The following is a 16648-nucleotide window of genomic DNA, read 5'->3' as shown; positions in this document are numbered from 1 at the left end:
ATATGATCATCAAGGGCTTTTATGCATAAACAGGACTTAATTAGCCTTGGCTACGCAACGCTGTTTTTTTAGATGCATGCTTTTCAATGTATTCGATAATCATACCAGCAATATCTTTGCCAGTTGCTTTTTCGATACCTTCAAGACCTGGCGATGAGTTAACTTCCATCACTAGAGGACCACGCTCAGAACGCAATAAATCAACACCAGCAACACTTAATCCCATGATTTTTGCAGCAGCAACCGCTGTCTTACGCTCTTCAGGAGTAATTTTAACCAATGCTGCACTACCACCGCGGTGAAGGTTAGAACGGAATTCACCTTCTGCACCTTGACGTTTCATTGCTGCGATCACTTTATCACCGATCACGAAACAACGAATATCCGCACCACCTGCTTCTTTAATGTATTCTTGCACCATGATATTCGCTTTTAAGCCCATGAATGCTTCAATAACACTTTCAGCCGCTTTACGCGTTTCAGCAAGCACAACACCAATACCTTGGGTGCCTTCAAGCAGTTTAATGACTACAGGTGCACCACCCACCATATCGAGTAGATCTTTAACATCATCAGGCTTGCTTGCAAAACCAGTCACTGGCATACCGATACATTTACGTGATAACAACTGCATAGAACGCAGTTTATCGCGTGAACGACTGATCGCAATAGATTCATTAACAGCATAAACACCCATCATTTCAAATTGGCGTAATACCGCTGTACCATAAAATGTTACAGATGCACCGATACGAGGAATAACCGCATCAAAATCCACTAAATCTTCACCTTTAAAGTGAATCGATGGTTTTTGTGAGTTAATGTTCATATAGCAACGAAGTGCATCAATCACCTTGATTTCATGGCCACGTTGCTCTGCCGCTTCAATAAGGCGAGACGTTGAATACAATGACTGATTACGAGATAAGATACCGATTTTCATTACTATTACTTTTCCTTGCTTTGAATGAGGTAAGAGGCTTCTGGATCAACAATGATACGACCATGCATGGAGGTTCGTCCAAGCAACATACGAAATGCCATATTGTCACGGCTTGTTAACGATATTTCGATTGGCCATCGTTGACCATTAAAATCAATGGTTGAAACAATAAAGTAGCGCAATTGTTCATCGCCACCAGAGTTTCTCACAACACGTTTGTCTGCTACTTTAGCCATACAAACCTGTTCAATATCAGTATTATTGTGAATCGGATGCAGCCAAAATTTCACCCATAATTCATCATTTTGAGTAAACTCTTCAATTTTGAATGTATGAAGACAAGAACTACGTGCTCCTGTATCAATTTTCACATGGATATCATCGACACCAAGATCAGGTAAAGCGGCAACTTCGCGCCAACCAACAATAAATTTATTATTTTTATTCACAATTGTTTCTTTATTAATCATTACAATAACCCAAACTTCCTTAACAGCTAACGAAGGTAATTCATAGAACACAGTACACATAACTGAAACCAATGATTTCTGGCTATAAATAGCGGTGATACTTTAATTAAACTGTTATCAATACATAAGGAAATCATTAACTAGCTGAGCACTGAATTGACCTGAATCAGTGCCAATAACGGTGGTAAAATCACCATTAGATGACTGTTTTTTAGTATCATCGTGCTATATATTACCACATATTAGCCATATAAGATTGTTTATTCATGTCATTAAGCAATAAGTTTCAACATGATAAGAGTGGTTAACCCTTCTTTATACCTAATAAGGTCACAAAAACAAGGTGATTACTCTAATTTCAGTACCATAAAATTCAATGCCAACAAAATACTTGTCTATAAAAAGCTAATTTTTGATTCTTCCCGATAAAAATTAACGGATTGTCAATCCTCTTTAAATAGTTTCAGTTACAATCTTTACCTATACGACACTGTCATCATTAATCAATAAGAATTTATAAACATGTCAGAACTAAAACAGCAATTATTATTACTTGGCATGGCCAACTTACCTATTGATGCAACAACCCAGCAGCAATTAGAACAATTTATTTCCGCGTCATCTGCACATTTTGATCATATACGCCAACAACGTCCAAATAGTACATTACTTAATTTATTACTTGGTTTTATGACGTTACACCACCAACAAGCACATCAACAATGGTTAAATCAACGCGCTGCTGCAACAAAAATGAACGCTATTTTTAGCGCTACGCTTGGTGACGATCATGCCAACAATTTTACCCATCAAGATCAACATTATCTGCTTGCTTTAACGCATTTATGGTTAATGGTACAGGGAGCTTCAGGGATTGATTACAGTTATAGCAACGAACAAGCTGAAATCCAAAGTCGCAATATCATTAACAATGAAAATACCGTATCACCTATACAGCTTAACAGCTTAACACCAAAGTAGACTCACTCCGATGCCAATTTATGCAATCATACTACTTAGGAAAAAACCATCGTAATGTGAATTTCAGCACTCGCATCAAGCAACTGTTCAGAAAACTATAACAGTGTTATATCTTATAACTTAAAAATGACATCAACCCTGTTCTTTAGCGTACTACTGACTTGTTCTAACTTCAGAAATTACCGACAATGTAATAGAATTTTATTTTATGAAATAACATCTGCTACTTGTCGGTCTCATACTTAACACTATAAAGACCCATATTTTTAACGCAGATAGTACCGTGGTTCAACACAAAGAATTATATATCGAATAACGTATAACATTGCCGCATTCGTCATCATTATGCGTTGTTTATTTGGAGCTCTAGATTGAAAAAGTTATACCAATATCTCAATGTAACTGTTGCTTTACTCACAACCTTGTTTGGCATCACCTTTGCATCAATAGCAATAGCCTCACCACAATACACAACAGGTTGGGTTCAAAATCCTCAGCACCCACCCGTTGAAGTGAGACTAATGCTTACCGGGCAAAAAGATCTGGCTAAACACACAGTTCAGGGATTGCTAGAAGTAAAACTTGATACAAATTGGAAAACCTATTGGCGTTCACCCGGTGAAGGCGGTGTCGCACCCTCAATAAATTGGGACATGTCATCTAATATTGCCAAGGTTGATTGGCAGTGGCCTTTACCTAAACGTCATGACTTTTTAGGCGTTGAAACCCTTGGCTACAAACATGATGTTATTTTCCCACTTTCTATTCATATAAAAGACATGAATAAGCCAGTATTTCTCTCTGGTAAATTAACTATGTCATCATGTACTAGTATTTGTGTTCTTACCGATTACGAACTTTCATTTGATTTCACTCCAAATAAGTTAATGCCATCGACAGAAGCAATGTTTTTGTATAACAAAGGTGAAAGTCAGGTCCCGAAATCATCACCCACTGTTACGTTAAATACGCTTTCTTATAATAAAGCAGAAAAAAAAGTAACCGTCGTTGCAACCAATACCACCGGATGGCAGCAGCCCGATGTAATTCTTGATGGTGATACGCAAGCAGCTAAAGATACCTCATTTTTAAAACCAACCACGATCATAAAAGGTAATACACTTTACGCCACTCTGCCTGTAACAAGTTGGTTTGGCACACCAAAACTTGTTGGCCAACCACTACATGTAACTATTGGTGATCATGATCTTGCGGTTGAAATAACGGCAAAAGCAACAGATACACCAGTTAGTATTCCAAACACAACGAATAATCTACTGAAAATTATAGGCTTAGCCCTAATTGGCGGTCTTATTCTTAATATTATGCCGTGCGTATTACCCGTATTAGGCATGAAATTAAGCAGTGTTATTTCTGCCCAAGGATTAGCCCGTCGCCAAATTCGAACCCAGTTCTTAGCATCGGCAGCAGGGATCATTGTTTCCTTTTGGTTATTAGCTGCATTTCTGACTGCAATGAAATTATCAGGTCAAGCACTTGGATGGGGCATTCAATTCCAAAGCCCATGGTTTATTGGTGCAATGATTGCTATCACCGTACTATTTGGTGCCAATATGCTGGGCTTGTTTGAAATTCGTCTTTCAAGTAATACCAATACTTGGTTAGCAACCAAAGGTGATAATTCTCACTTAGGTCATTTCATTCAGGGCATGTTTGCGACTCTACTGGCAACGCCTTGTAGTGCCCCATTCTTAGGCACTGCCGTTGCGTTTGCATTAGGTGCCAATTTAGTGACTCTGTTTGCTATTTTTACCGCGCTTGCAATTGGTATGGCAGCACCGTGGTTACTGATTGCGCTTTTCCCACAATTAGCAACATTAATGCCTAAACCTGGTTTATGGATGGATCGGGTTAAAACACTGTTCGGCTTAATGATGCTAGCAACATCAGTGTGGCTATTAAGCTTAATGACCAGTTTCTTCAGTGGTAATGTCGTATGGGGACTAGGCGCAGTTATCTTAGTCATCATTTTATGGCTAATCGGGCGTAAGAAAGGACGTAAAACCGTTATTATTACGCTGGCTGTGATGTTATTAGGCGTAGCTGCTAGTTTATTTACTGGTAGCTTAACTGCCAATAAATGGGCAACGCCATTACCGCCCGATCATCATTGGATCCCATTAGATACTGCGAAAATAGCAACCGAAGTAGCACAAGGAAAAACCGTATTTGTCGATGTTACTGCGCAATGGTGTATTACTTGTAAAGCCAACAAAATGGGCATTATTTTACAAGAGCCGGTATATTCAGCTTTAGATAATAAAAATATCGTTTTAATGCGTGGTGATTGGACAAAACCTTCAGATTACGTGACTGGCTTTTTACAATCTTATGGGCGTTTTGGTGTACCATTTAATATCGTCTACGGCCCTAATGCACCAAAAGGCATTGAATTACCCGTTATATTATCCAGCGATAGTGTGCTTAATGCACTCAAAAAAGCAGGTAAATAATGTCATCAAATACTCATCAACCCCCTCGCCGAAAATGGCGAGGGTGGCTCAAAAGCATTATTATTTTTATGATTATGTTTACGGTAGCGACGACAGCATTAGAAGCATGGCGCAATCGTCATTTAAATCAAATGCAAATATCAGCAACTCAACCTGCTTTTACGACCATTGATGGACAACAGATTAATATCTTTAAAGATAGCTATGATCAAACCGTACTAGTGTATGTATGGGCGACATGGTGTGGTAGCTGTAAAGTAGTATCTCCTATGATTAATTGGCTGAATAACCAACCCTGGTTAAATACCAAAATAGTCACCATCGCAATGCGATCGGGTGATGATCGTCGCTTACATGCTTATCTCAATATGAAAGGTTATGATTTTCCAGTAGTAAATGATAATAGCAACGTATTAACCCACCAGTGGAAACTCTCAAGAGCACCGACTATTTTGATCATTAAAAAAGGTAAAATACAAGCAACAACCGCTGGCTTGGTGACACCACCAGGATTATTAGCCCGCTTAGCCTGGGTTGATATGAAATAATAAAAAACCCAGCTAAATAGCTGGGTTTATTTTTAGTATTTATCTAAACGGCGTATTTGCCAAAAGTGGCGTTTCCAATAAGGGTTATCTAAGCGTGAAATAATGACGCCTTTCGATTGTGATGCATGTAGAAATTCTAAATTACCTAAGTAAATCCCCACATGACGTGAGTTACGTCCAGTACGAAAAAAGACTAAATCTCCTTCTTTCGCTTTATTGCGGTTAACTTGTTTACCTTTTTTAACTAATTCTAATGTTGTTCGAGGTAATTGCTTTTGATAAACACTAGAATAACCAACCTGCACAAATGCAGAACAATCTATGCCTTTTTTAGACGATCCACCATAGCGGTATGGCGTTCCTTTCCAATGATGATAAACACCATCAAAGATACGGCTATCTACTACTGATTCAGCGTTTTTTTTCAGCTTAGGCGTTAGCGTTAATACCTTTGCATCAGTAGTATCATTCAGCACTGGTGTGGACGAACACCCAACACTTGATAATAAAACAAATAAAATTAATATCGTTTTTTTTGTAATCAATCCATTATTCACGATTTATCCTGCAATCCTTCAGTGGAAATAAATATGTTAGATACAATCAATCAATGCTTATTGCTACATTTACTATCTTAGCGAAAACGGTCACCCATAACTGTGGTATTGATTCAATTGTTGTCTATATTATTATTTAATCAACCTGATAATACATGAAGAATTATTCTGTTCAAGGATATAAGCTAAACAATAGCATGTTATTACGTCAACCATATATATCCTTAATCCAGTACATCGAAGGATATTATCAAGCCGTTATTATCATCACGTAATATAAATGAAAGGGTAAATAAATAATAAAAAAAAAGCTCACACAACAGTGCAAGCTAAAATGAACATAATAGAAGAGACAAACATGATGAAATGTCATCAGCCTCTACTGTAAATCTTTTAATATTAAATGCGATCTCTTTACTATTAAGATTAGAGACAATTCACATTGTCATGTAATTAGCTTTATTATCAATAATATAAAAACCCTATGAACATACGGAAATAAAAATTTCGTTATTATTCACAGGGTCCGCTTTATATTAAATAAAACAATTATAGGTAAAGCTTAGCCACATCTGAAGGTTCTAACTCAACACCTTCAAGTGATTCATTCCAGTTCAAACCAACTAAAACGCCGTCTTCTACTAGCGTGATCATCCAATCTTCAAGAAAAATATCTAGTGGCAGTTCACTTGGCTGGAACTCAGCCCACTCATCCGCACATTGCATTTTAGCATCAGCTTCAGTTGACCAAAAAGGCATCACTTCAGAGTCTTCAAATTCAGAAGAAGCAACAGATAACCAATCACCCTCTTCATTACGAAGGCTCCAAACAACACGCGTTGCTTGTGTTTCGGTTACGAACAAAGCTTTATTTGCTTGGATATCTGCAGTTAATTTAGTCATTATTTTCTCTCAATTAAAATGCCATAATATGGCTTTATCAGTTAAATATATCAACCTTTACCCTACTAGATATTTTATCAAAAAAAACACCTTAGCAGCATTATTATTTAGTCTGCTTCACTGTACAGCAACGATAAAAAATGAACAGCATCAATAACAGCCTTTTCTGCACAGCGTATATTGACTTATAGAAATTCAATGACAAAATAGCGGAGAATGTTATCACTTCACACCAGGATGGTATCTAAGGCTCTGAGTGCCACTTTTGATCATTCATCAAAACAGCTTCTTAATATTGCAATGATATTGAGATCATTACTCCTCTCTACCTTAGGTACTAACATGCAATCACATCGTGCAGGTAATATGCTTGCTGCATTTTCATTCATTCTTTGGGGAATATTACCACTCTATTACCAATATTTACCTCAAGCAAATACCAATGAACTACTTGCATTAAGGCTGATATTCTCTGTACCTGTCATGCTGATTGTCATGGTATTACTACGCCAGCCTATTCCTGCCATCAAAGATATTCTCGCAGATAAAAAATCATTGGCCATGTGTGGTGTTGCAGGCGTAATAATGAGCGTGTCTTGGTATGCCTTCACATGGGCTATTACCCATGACCAAGTATTAGCAGCAAGTTTAGGCTATTTTATTAACCCTTTATTTGCGATTGCTCTTGCAATGTTTTTCTTAAAGGAAAAGCTCACCAAAGCACAAGTTATCGCGGTTATTCTAGCGATTCTAGGCATTGGTTATCAGGTATGGCAATACGGTCAATTACCATGGCTTTCTTTAATCATGGGCAGTTTTTTTGCCGTCTATGGTTTAACCAAAAAATACATTAAATATGACGCACTTACCTCAGTAACGATAGAAGCTGCCCTCCTGACTCCTTTTGCCCTCATCTATATGATATGGCTATATTTTAGTGGTGATAGTGTTGCTCTCACCTCTGGTACCACGACCTTTTTATTGTATGCAGGCGCAGCCCCTGTCACTGTGGCACCATTAATATTTTTTGCCTTAGCGTTAAATCGAACTAGCCTTACTATGGTAGGTTTAATGCAATATATTGAACCCAGTTTACAGTTTTTATTAGCGGTATTCTTATTCGGTGAAGTCTTTGATCATACAAAGGCCATCAGTTTTGGTCTGATCTGGCTCGGTTTGATTTTCTGTACACTAGAAGCGTTGCCACCACTCTCACGCCGTAAGAAAGCACCAATGGCAGGTCATTAAGTATTCTGCTGTTTTAACGCAAACATCGTGTTTTTAACGGTGTTTGTGTTTATGCTACAACAAACCTCACTGTCTTTATTATGATTATGACCACAACCCGCCCCAATTCAGATATCAAACAATTACAACAGACACTTACCGAGTTTGCTCAACAACGCGATTGGGAACAATTTCATACACCCAAAAATTTAGCGATGGCATTAAGTGGTGAGGTAGGTGAATTACTAGAAATCTTTCAATGGCTAACGCCAGAACAAAGCCAGCAGTTATCGCCAGAAAAGAAACAACATGCCAGTGAAGAGATCGCTGATGTAATGATGTATTTACTACGCTTAGCGGATAAATGTGATATTGATGTAATGCAGGCGTGCCAAGAAAAGATCCAACAAAATGCAGCCAAATACCCTATTAGTAAGTGCTATGGCTCTGCTAAAAAATATAACGAATTAGATTAGCGTTACTAACCATCAAGAAATAGCAATAAAAAAGCTGACTTAAAGTCAGCTTTTTATAAATACTTTATTTTTCACCGACACCGCGGTTTTCTTTCTTCGCAAGCGCAATTTTACCAAAGCCTAACTTGCGGAAATAGCTGTCTCGGTATTCACGTCCAGCTTTACTACACGTTGATACCGCTTCAACCTGTTGTTCCATTTTTAAAAAGGCCGTTAAGTCGATACCTTCAGCAGCTGCTACCGCTTCATGAATGTTACGGTGTATATCAAAAGAGAAAATTAACTGCTTTTCTTCTTCTTTGTAGGTATAAACAATAGTACGTGACATAACGTCCCCAATAGAGCATATAAAGGAGAGCGAATTTACCGTATAAGGGCCCAATATGGAAGTAGAACCGTCTTTACGATCACGATTTACTTTTCAGTGTATTAATTATCAACAACTTCATATACTGGCAAAGCTAATAAGCCTCGCTTAAATAGTTCAGACTCATCCATAGGTTGATAAAAATAAAACCCTTGAATATAACGCACACCAAGTGAAGCAATAAAATTTAACTCAGATTGCTGTTCCACGCCTTCAACAACAATATCTGCCTGCGTAATTTTACCCAGTTGAACCGCAAGTTTAAATAACTCTCGGCCACGTTGACTGTCAAGGTTTAACACTAAAGAACGATCAATTTTAACCTTATTAAATTCAAACCGTGATAAGTACGCTAATGATGAGTATCCCGTACCAAAATCATCTAATGCCACAGATATACCTAAACATTGTAGTTCAAGCATCACTTGCGCGACTTTCGCTTCATCTAAAATCAATAATTCTTCGGTAAATTCTAATTCTATATGGCAAAAAGACAATGAACTATCAAGAATACGATTTTTAACAATCTTGACGAAGTTTTTTGAAAGCACTGTATCGGGTGAGATATTAACCGACAGTTTAAAATTAGGGTTAACAACAATAAATTTTTCTGCCGCTTGGATCGCTTTATCTAATACCCATAAATCGAGTTCAGGCATTAAACCTAATTGATTAAAAGCAGCAATAAATGTCGGTGGTAGAACCTTCCCTTGATTATTTTTAAATCGAAGCAAGGCTTCACAACCAGCAACTTTATTATTTTCAATATCAACTTGGGGTTGAAAATAAAGAATGAACTCACCTTCATTCTGTAATTTTTCAATTTCCCGCTGAGCCGCCAGATTATTATGTAGTGATGGAATAAAACTGGTTAAACGCGTTTTTACCTCAATTTCATCACTGGTAAATAAACGATTAGAGAATATGTCTGAAATACCCACCCCTAGACTGCGCTTATCCATTAACTTAAAAAATGGTAAATATATCGCAGCACCAATCAAAACTAATACTAGTTGCAATACCGCCCCTGATATTGCTCCTCCCGTTGCCATGTAGCCACTAACAAACGGAGGCATTAACCAACTATAAACTTCATTTAATGGGGGGACTATACCGAAATAAATAGCACCATAAGCAATAATAAAGCTCACTACGGGTACTAATAAGAAAGGAACAAGCATGATAGGGTTAAAAATAACCGGTATACCGTATAATATAGGTTCATTAACATTAAATAAACAAAGAATAAATGCCGCCTTCGCTAATAGCTTATAACCTTTACTTTTCGCAAAAAACAACATACAAATAACTAAGCTCAACATATTACCGCTACCACCAATACCGGTAAAAAAATCATAAAAATTAGTACTTAATATATTTAAATCAACACCAAAATTATGCCACTCAGTAATATTTACCATCGTAATATTATAGAGATCCATTTTATAGGAGTGGAGTATATTATGACCATTAACTCCGACTGACCATAATAAACCCCGTAACACTTCATAAATAAGTCCATCTAAAAATGAGGTCGGATCGAGGCGAGGAATAAATGACCAAGACACAAATGTCGATAAATTTTCGAATACTTTACGTACCAATGAGCTTATTGAAAATGCCATTAAAATAGTAACAATTGAACCAGCTAACATGCTCATTGATATATCAATAAAAGAATGACCTGTTTTGGTTTTAAATATTGTTATCTTTTTTAGATTGGCAATAATTTCACAAGAAATATATGCCGTTAGCAACGCTAAAGGGAAACTATTCGGCAATGGAATTAATGGAGAGACTAAATTCCATTGATAAGAAACAATAAAAAACACCGTCAATGATGTTGCAATTACTGTTCCTTTTGGAATTCGCTTCACAGCAGATAAATAGGTCGATAAATAAAAATTAACCAGAATAGGGATCATAATCCCTGTTACTTGGCTGACATAATGGGCTGTTTTTCCAAAATCATTAAAATTAAAATGATCACAAACAAGAGCAACCAACTCACAAAATGTCGAAATTAATACCAATGGCAACGCCATTAAAAAAACATTTGATACCGCAACAAGGTATTTATTTGCAGACAAATGAGACATTGTCTTAAAGATTGGCATAATATTTTCTGCTTCTATACTAAATGCTTAAACTAAATCAATATTAGTAACCATTACTATATTGTAAAAATTGCTCTCTTTAATAATATCAATATTAAATAAATAGCAAAGAAATTTAATCTAAAAATCAATGATAAGCAGTAAGAATACGTTCAATGTTTTAAACATACCGCTTTGACTTATAAGTAGTATTCAGATCCACACACTAAGCAGGCAAACATTCACCAACTTTTCCCATAGTTATGCACAGAAACAGTGGATAAGTTCAAAAGAAAACACCAAAATAAACATTATTGAAACAAAAAGATCACAAAAAAAACACCACTCTATAATGATAGTCAGTGACTTAACAACTTAGTTATCGCTATCAAGCTTAAAATAATGAATAACCTGATTTTCACTGCCTTTCCATACTAAAGAAGGATTGCGTTGGGCTTGTTCATATTTTCCATCAACCATGACATCGATTAAATTAGCCACTTGCTGTTGCTCTGGCGTAAGCTCTGACAATAAATATCCACTCCATAGCCAAATATCTTTACCAACACATTCTTGACGTACTCGCTTCACCAATTTCAAAACGGCTGCAACATTTTGGGGATGGAGAGGATCACCACCTGATAATGACAAACCACGCCGTTTAATACGCGTATCATTAAGATCGCTAATGATCTTATCTTCCATCTCTTGGGTAAATGGATGACCCGCATCTAAACGCCATGTGCTTTGGTTATAACACCCTTTACACTGATGGATACAACCCGAAACAAATAAGGTTACGCGAGTGCCAGGGCCATTAACGATATCTACAGGGTAGTAATTGTGGTAATTCATTTTCTATCTCGATTAACTGCAGCTAGCATTGGCTATTCGACCAACACTTAAAACATAAGAAGTGCCCTAAAGCACTTCTTGTTTACAACTAAATAATGCTATTGATAACAGCTACATGTGCTTAACGCGACGTTTAACTTCTTCTTGCTTACCAAAGTTAAACGGACGTGCATCAGGGCTACCTAAGTAACCACATACACGACGGGTTACTGATACTTTTGATGGCTCATGGTTACCACATTTAGGACAAGTAAAACCTTTGCTAGTACAGTCAAATTCACCTGTAAAGCCACACTCATAACATTCATCAATCGGTGTATTTGTACCGTAATAAGGTACACGGGTATAACTGTAATCCCACACGTTTTCTAATGCTTCAAGGTTATGCTGAATATTTGGGTATTCGCCATAGCAAATAAAGCCACCATTCGCAATATCTGGGTATGCCATTTCAAAGTCAATCTTGTCGTACGGATTCACTTTTTTCTCAACATCTAAATGGAAGCTGTTGGTATAGAAACCACGATCAGTTACACCAGCAACAACACCAAATTCTTTGGTATCAATGGCACAGAAGCGGCTACATAAATTTTCACTTGGGGTGCTGTAAAGACTGAAGCCATAACCTGACTCTTCTTTCCATGCATCCGTTGCATCACGTAAACGCTGAACAATAGCAACCGATTTTTCACGTAGCATTTCACTATCATAAACGTGAGTGTCATTACCGTACAATGCATTCACGGTTTCATGAATACCAATGTAGCCTAATGATATCGATGCACGGCCATGTTTGAAGATTTCTGATACATCATCATCTTCTTTTAAGCGTACGCCACACGCGCCTTCCATATAAAGGATAGGAGCAACACGGGCTTTTACGCCATTTAAACGGGTAATACGTGTATCTAGCGCACGACGAGATAATGCTAAACGCTCATCTAAGATCTCAAAGAAACGGGCTTCATCACCTTTTGCTTCTAGCGCAATACGTGGCAAGTTAATACTTACGACACCAAGGTTATTTCGACCTTCATGAATAAGTTCGCCGTTTTCTTCATAAGGACCAAGAAAGCTACGACACCCCATCGGTGTTTTAAACGAACCCGTTACTTCAACTAATTTGTCATAGTTTAGAATGTCAGGGTACATACGCTTAGAGGCGCACTCTAATGCCAATTGCTTAATATCGTAGTTAGCATCATCTTGTTTATGGTTAAGGCCGTCTTTAATCGCAAAAACAAGTTTAGGGAATACCGCTGTTTTATGGTTTTTACCTAAACCCGCAATACGATTTTTAAGAATAGATTGTTGAATTAAACGCGATTCCCACGATGTGCCTAAACCAAAGCCAAATGTTACAAAAGGTGTTTGACCATTCGCAGTATGTAATGTGTTTACTTCATATTCTAATGATTGGAATGCGTCGTAACATTCTTTTTCAATACGCGCTTGTGCAAAAGCAATAGGATCTGCAATGCCCCACTCTGTTGCTACTTCTAAATGCTTGGCATAACTAACAGTAACATAAGGTGCTAACACCTCATCAATACGGTTAATGGTTGTGCCGCCATAAATATGACTCGCCACTTGCGCAATAATTTGTGCTGTTACCGCTGTCGCCGTCGAAATTGATCGAGGCGTATCAATTTCTGCATTACCCATCTTAAAGCCATCACTCAACATGCCATTAAGATCAATCAGCATACAGTTGAACATTGGGAAAAATGGTGAGTAATCTAAATCATGATAGTGAATTTCACCACTTTCATGTGCTTTAACAATGTCACGCGGTAACAAATGTTGGGTTGCATAATGCTTAGCAACAATACCAGCCAATAAATCACGTTGTGTCGGGATCACTTTACTGTCTTTGTTAGCATTTTCATTTAATAATGAAGCATTACTTTGTTCTATTAAGCCACGAATTTCATTATTTAGACGACTTTTCTTCTCACGAGAAATATCACGATCATGACGATATTCAATATAAGCACGAGCAACAATCTTGTGTGGACCTGCCATAAGCTGCGTTTCTACAGCTTCTTGAATGGCGTGGATATCAACATTATCAGAACCCGAAAATTGTGCTAATACCGCTTCGGCTACTGATGCAGCGTAAGCCTCATCCATTGTATGACACTCTGAATCGCTGATGGAATTTGCAGCCCCAATAACGGCTTCTTTAATGCGTAAAACATCGAAAGACACACGGCAACCATCACGCTTTATTACTACAGGATTCACACAAGGCTCCTAAAATCACAGAAAAATGACACTGTCACTTAAACACAAAATATAGTGTTCTATTTATAAGCGGCAACAAGATGTGGTGTATTAGGCGCGATCTGGCGCAAAGAAACCTTGATCGAGATCAATTTTTATAACGAGCAGTTTGTCTTGTGAACGATGATTATGAGCCGTCCCGAATTTTTGAATGTAAGCTTATTTGTAAAGTTCATTGTCAATAAATTTATTATCACATTCGACAAAAATTTAAAAAAAATCACTTGCCTTTCGTACAATAATTGAGACTATCACTACTTAATAATTATGGATGTGACAGAATGGATTTTTCATCACTAGATACACGTATTGACAACACAATATACAAAAATCTTCGCATGGGTTTTATCTGGGCATCTAAAGTTTCGTTAATTACACTACTGTTAATAACCATTATTATTTGGATTGACTTTATTCACACCGAAAATAGTCGTTTATTACTAACCACCATCAGTTTTGGTATTCAGGGGCTGCTGTTTATTGCCGGTTGGTTTTTTTTTGCTCATAAGAAGACACTTCAGCATTACAAAATAATCTCATCCTGTTATGCATTATTATTCGGAACAACATGGGGAAGCGCCATTATCAACCTTAATAACCTAGGCCATGCCTATGTTATTGTCGAAATTGTCGGTAATCTCTTATTTCTTGTCGTATTACTTAGCTTTTATGCCTACCGCGTGGCAGTGTATCTCGCAATACTTCCAATCTTAATCTTTACCACCTGGTACAGCATTGAAGATCCCAGATTTGATCTTCTCTTTGCTTTCACAAAACTCACTATTACTATAATTATTATCGAATCAGGCCGACAACTGCTTTTTAAATGGTTCACGACCCGTATTACACAAGAACATGAAAATAAACGCTTACTCAAACGACTGGCACAATTATCTTTTACCGATCAATTAACCCAAATTAATAATCGTCGTTTTTTTGACCTTTCTATTAATAAACAAATCATTAATGCCAAACATCATCATGAGCCACTTTCTATCATTTTAATTGATATTGACTATTTTAAGCTTTTTAATGACTCTCAAGGCCATGTAAAAGGTGATATCTGCTTAAAAACCGTGGCAACAACGATCTGTAAAAGCTTATTAAGACATAACGATACTGTGTCTCGTTATGGTGGTGAAGAGTTTATCGTATTACTACCCAATACCGATATCAATGGAGCATGTAAGGTCGCTAATCGTATCCAAAATAACTTAGTCACTCTAGCTATTCCTCACCCATGTTCTGATATTAGCCAGTACGTCACTGTCAGCCAAGGTATCGCTAGTTGGCAAGCCAATCAATGGCCAAATCAATTGATTAACGCCGCAGATACTAATCTTTATAACGCTAAAGAATCAGGACGAAACCAATACTGCGCCACACCTCAATGAAACATGTTATGCCATGATTACACTCAACTATAACGGTGGCGGCACTATCGCACTAGCACATCATAAATAATGCCTGTTTGAAAGTACTCAAGGCATAGTCATTGTTCTGCCAATAATAATGACGGCAACAATGACTATGCCTTATTTATGTTTTTTGATACTGTTATTAATAGTATTCCCAGCAAGTAATAGCTACTCAAACAGTAACCGTGACACACCATCATTTACTTTGATGAGCTGGAATATGCAATGGTTATCGATAAAACCAACCTCACCGATTGTGCGATCGGATGCCGATTATCAGGCGTTACAGCACTTTTTTATCCATTATTCACCTGACATTCTAGCATTTCAAGAAGTTGACAGTATTGAAGCGCTATATCGTGTCATCGATCAACAACACTATGATATTTACCTTTCAGAACGCGCAAAAAATCCCGAAGATCATTTCAATACAAACAATCAATACACAGGATTTGCAGTTAAACGCGATATTATTGTCGATGATACGACGGATCTATCACAATTAAGTTCACCTGCTATTGCCACAGGTATCATGATGCCTTTTAAAAACAAATTGCGTTATGGCAGTATAATTCGTATTAATATAAATCAACAATCTGTTGTATTACTCAACCTTCATCTTAAATCAGGTTGTTTTACTGCCAAGCAGCTATCGAAACAAAAAACGAAGGCATGTAAAACCCTAGCCCAACAACTTCAATTAATAAAACAATGGCTTAATACTCAGCTCCAACAATCACAATCAGTGATTATTGTGGGTGATTTTAATCATCGCATTAGTAATAATCAGTACTTTCTCAATCAAATAACCAATGAACCTGCATTAATTAATTCACTATCAACCACTATTAACGCCAATTGCACAGTAAAGTTAACAAATAAAGTCATTCGTTATCGCACTTATAAAAAGCTCATTGATCATCTTTTTACAACTAAAAACATAACAGCCATTAAACAGCGTCAAATTAACTATAATAAACAACAACTGTCACAGTTTACACTCAGCGATCACTGCCCATTGTTGTTTAAGTTAGTGCTAAATTAAAC

Annotated in this window: 15 protein-coding genes; 7 read left to right on the top strand and 8 right to left on the bottom strand. The window is 37.1% G+C overall.

What is annotated here, in order from left to right; all coding sequences use genetic code 11:
• Positions 1-40: 40 nt before the first annotated feature.
• Together rimK and BTO21_RS12385 are read right to left on the bottom strand one after the other, a co-directional pair.
• A complete protein-coding gene (gene rimK / locus BTO21_RS12390) occupies positions 41-943 on the bottom strand; it encodes a 30S ribosomal protein S6--L-glutamate ligase (protein WP_045028802.1) in 903 nt (300 codons plus the stop codon).
• Between the two features lie 5 nt (positions 944-948).
• Positions 949-1413 (bottom strand): ATP-dependent zinc protease family protein, encoded by a 465-nt coding sequence (locus BTO21_RS12385; protein WP_045028857.1) that lies wholly within the window; start codon positions 1411-1413, stop codon positions 949-951.
• A 522-nt stretch (positions 1414-1935) separates the two neighbouring features.
• On the opposite strand from BTO21_RS12385, the gene BTO21_RS12380 reads away from it, so the two are divergent.
• The 3 genes from BTO21_RS12380 to BTO21_RS12370 all read left to right on the top strand — a co-directional run bounded on the left by BTO21_RS12380 (position 1936) and on the right by BTO21_RS12370 (position 5416).
• Entirely contained in the window at positions 1936-2394 is a 459-nt protein-coding gene (locus BTO21_RS12380) for a hypothetical protein (protein ID WP_045028804.1), read from the top strand.
• 371 nt (positions 2395-2765) lie between these two features.
• Positions 2766-4868 carry a protein-disulfide reductase DsbD family protein gene (locus tag BTO21_RS12375; RefSeq protein WP_420874934.1) on the top strand — a complete coding sequence of 701 codons (2103 nt, stop codon included), beginning with the start codon at positions 2766-2768 and terminating at the stop codon, positions 4866-4868.
• On the top strand, positions 4868-5416 hold the full coding sequence (locus tag BTO21_RS12370) for a thioredoxin-like domain-containing protein (RefSeq protein WP_045028805.1): 549 nt from the start codon (positions 4868-4870) through the stop codon (positions 5414-5416). The genes BTO21_RS12375 and BTO21_RS12370 overlap by 1 nt, the downstream gene beginning before the upstream one ends.
• A 32-nt stretch (positions 5417-5448) precedes the next feature.
• Here BTO21_RS12370 and BTO21_RS12365 read toward each other — a convergent pair whose 3' ends face one another.
• Together BTO21_RS12365 and BTO21_RS12360 are read right to left on the bottom strand one after the other, a co-directional pair.
• Positions 5449-5892 carry an NlpC/P60 family protein gene (locus BTO21_RS12365; RefSeq protein WP_232572758.1) on the bottom strand — a complete coding sequence of 148 codons (444 nt, stop codon included), beginning with the start codon at positions 5890-5892 and terminating at the stop codon, positions 5449-5451.
• A 630-nt stretch (positions 5893-6522) separates the two neighbouring features.
• Entirely contained in the window at positions 6523-6876 is a 354-nt protein-coding gene (locus tag BTO21_RS12360; RefSeq protein ID WP_045028809.1) for a DUF2750 domain-containing protein, read from the bottom strand.
• 342 nt (positions 6877-7218) lie between these two features.
• On the opposite strand from BTO21_RS12360, the gene rarD reads away from it, so the two are divergent.
• A complete protein-coding gene (rarD, locus tag BTO21_RS12355; RefSeq protein WP_045028810.1) occupies positions 7219-8124 on the top strand; it encodes an EamA family transporter RarD in 906 nt (301 codons plus the stop codon).
• Positions 8125-8204: 80 nt separating this feature from the next.
• Positions 8205-8579 (top strand): nucleotide pyrophosphohydrolase, encoded by a 375-nt coding sequence (locus tag BTO21_RS12350; protein WP_045028812.1) that lies wholly within the window; start codon positions 8205-8207, stop codon positions 8577-8579.
• 64 nt (positions 8580-8643) lie between these two features.
• Here the strand turns inward: BTO21_RS12350 and BTO21_RS12345 are convergent, their stop codons facing one another.
• The 4 genes from BTO21_RS12345 to nrdD form a co-directional block, all read right to left on the bottom strand.
• The gene (locus BTO21_RS12345; protein ID WP_045028813.1) at positions 8644-8907 is read right to left on the bottom strand and encodes a DUF2960 family protein; all 264 of its coding nucleotides are present in this window, start codon (positions 8905-8907) and stop codon (positions 8644-8646) included.
• Positions 8908-9008: 101 nt separating this feature from the next.
• Positions 9009-11063, bottom strand: coding sequence for an EAL domain-containing protein (locus BTO21_RS12340; RefSeq protein ID WP_045028815.1), 2055 nt, complete (start codon positions 11061-11063; stop codon positions 9009-9011).
• A 354-nt stretch (positions 11064-11417) separates the two neighbouring features.
• Positions 11418-11897 carry an anaerobic ribonucleoside-triphosphate reductase-activating protein gene (nrdG, locus tag BTO21_RS12335; RefSeq protein WP_045028816.1) on the bottom strand — a complete coding sequence of 160 codons (480 nt, stop codon included), beginning with the start codon at positions 11895-11897 and terminating at the stop codon, positions 11418-11420.
• A 111-nt stretch (positions 11898-12008) separates the two neighbouring features.
• Positions 12009-14144: an anaerobic ribonucleoside-triphosphate reductase gene (gene nrdD / locus BTO21_RS12330; RefSeq protein ID WP_045028818.1), complete on the bottom strand. Its 2136-nt coding sequence runs from the start codon at positions 14142-14144 to the stop codon at positions 12009-12011.
• Positions 14145-14464: 320 nt separating this feature from the next.
• Here nrdD and BTO21_RS12325 point away from each other — a divergent pair, with 320 nt between their 5' ends.
• Together BTO21_RS12325 and BTO21_RS12320 are read left to right on the top strand one after the other, a co-directional pair.
• Entirely contained in the window at positions 14465-15577 is a 1113-nt protein-coding gene (locus tag BTO21_RS12325) for a GGDEF domain-containing protein (RefSeq protein ID WP_045028819.1), read from the top strand.
• Positions 15578-15707: 130 nt separating this feature from the next.
• Entirely contained in the window at positions 15708-16646 is a 939-nt protein-coding gene (locus tag BTO21_RS12320) for an endonuclease/exonuclease/phosphatase family protein (RefSeq protein ID WP_170064512.1), read from the top strand.
• The last annotated feature ends 2 nt before the right edge of the window (positions 16647-16648 follow it).

It is taken from the genome of Photobacterium phosphoreum (assembly GCF_002954725.1).
Classification (GTDB): Bacteria; Pseudomonadota; Gammaproteobacteria; order Enterobacterales; family Vibrionaceae; genus Photobacterium; species Photobacterium phosphoreum.
This window is presented reverse-complemented; position numbering and strand designations above follow the sequence as displayed.

What these genes read in the sequence shown, in the direction of transcription:
- BTO21_RS12320 (WP_170064512.1), top strand. Translation starts at nt 15,708, where the DNA reads ATGACTATGCCTTATTTATGTTTTTTGATACTGTTATTAATAGTATTC.
- BTO21_RS12345 (WP_045028813.1), bottom strand. Translation starts at nt 8,907, where the DNA reads ATGTCACGTACTATTGTTTATACCTACAAAGAAGAAGAAAAGCAGTTA.
- BTO21_RS12380 (WP_045028804.1), top strand. Translation starts at nt 1,936, where the DNA reads ATGTCAGAACTAAAACAGCAATTATTATTACTTGGCATGGCCAACTTA.
- BTO21_RS12325 (WP_045028819.1), top strand. Translation starts at nt 14,465, where the DNA reads ATGGATTTTTCATCACTAGATACACGTATTGACAACACAATATACAAA.
- BTO21_RS12370 (WP_045028805.1), top strand. Translation starts at nt 4,868, where the DNA reads ATGTCATCAAATACTCATCAACCCCCTCGCCGAAAATGGCGAGGGTGG.
- rarD (WP_045028810.1), top strand. Translation starts at nt 7,219, where the DNA reads ATGCAATCACATCGTGCAGGTAATATGCTTGCTGCATTTTCATTCATT.
- nrdG (WP_045028816.1), bottom strand. Translation starts at nt 11,897, where the DNA reads ATGAATTACCACAATTACTACCCTGTAGATATCGTTAATGGCCCTGGC.
- rimK (WP_045028802.1), bottom strand. Translation starts at nt 943, where the DNA reads ATGAAAATCGGTATCTTATCTCGTAATCAGTCATTGTATTCAACGTCT.
- BTO21_RS12360 (WP_045028809.1), bottom strand. Translation starts at nt 6,876, where the DNA reads ATGACTAAATTAACTGCAGATATCCAAGCAAATAAAGCTTTGTTCGTA.
- BTO21_RS12385 (WP_045028857.1), bottom strand. Translation starts at nt 1,413, where the DNA reads ATGATTAATAAAGAAACAATTGTGAATAAAAATAATAAATTTATTGTT.
- BTO21_RS12340 (WP_045028815.1), bottom strand. Translation starts at nt 11,063, where the DNA reads ATGCCAATCTTTAAGACAATGTCTCATTTGTCTGCAAATAAATACCTT.
- BTO21_RS12350 (WP_045028812.1), top strand. Translation starts at nt 8,205, where the DNA reads ATGATTATGACCACAACCCGCCCCAATTCAGATATCAAACAATTACAA.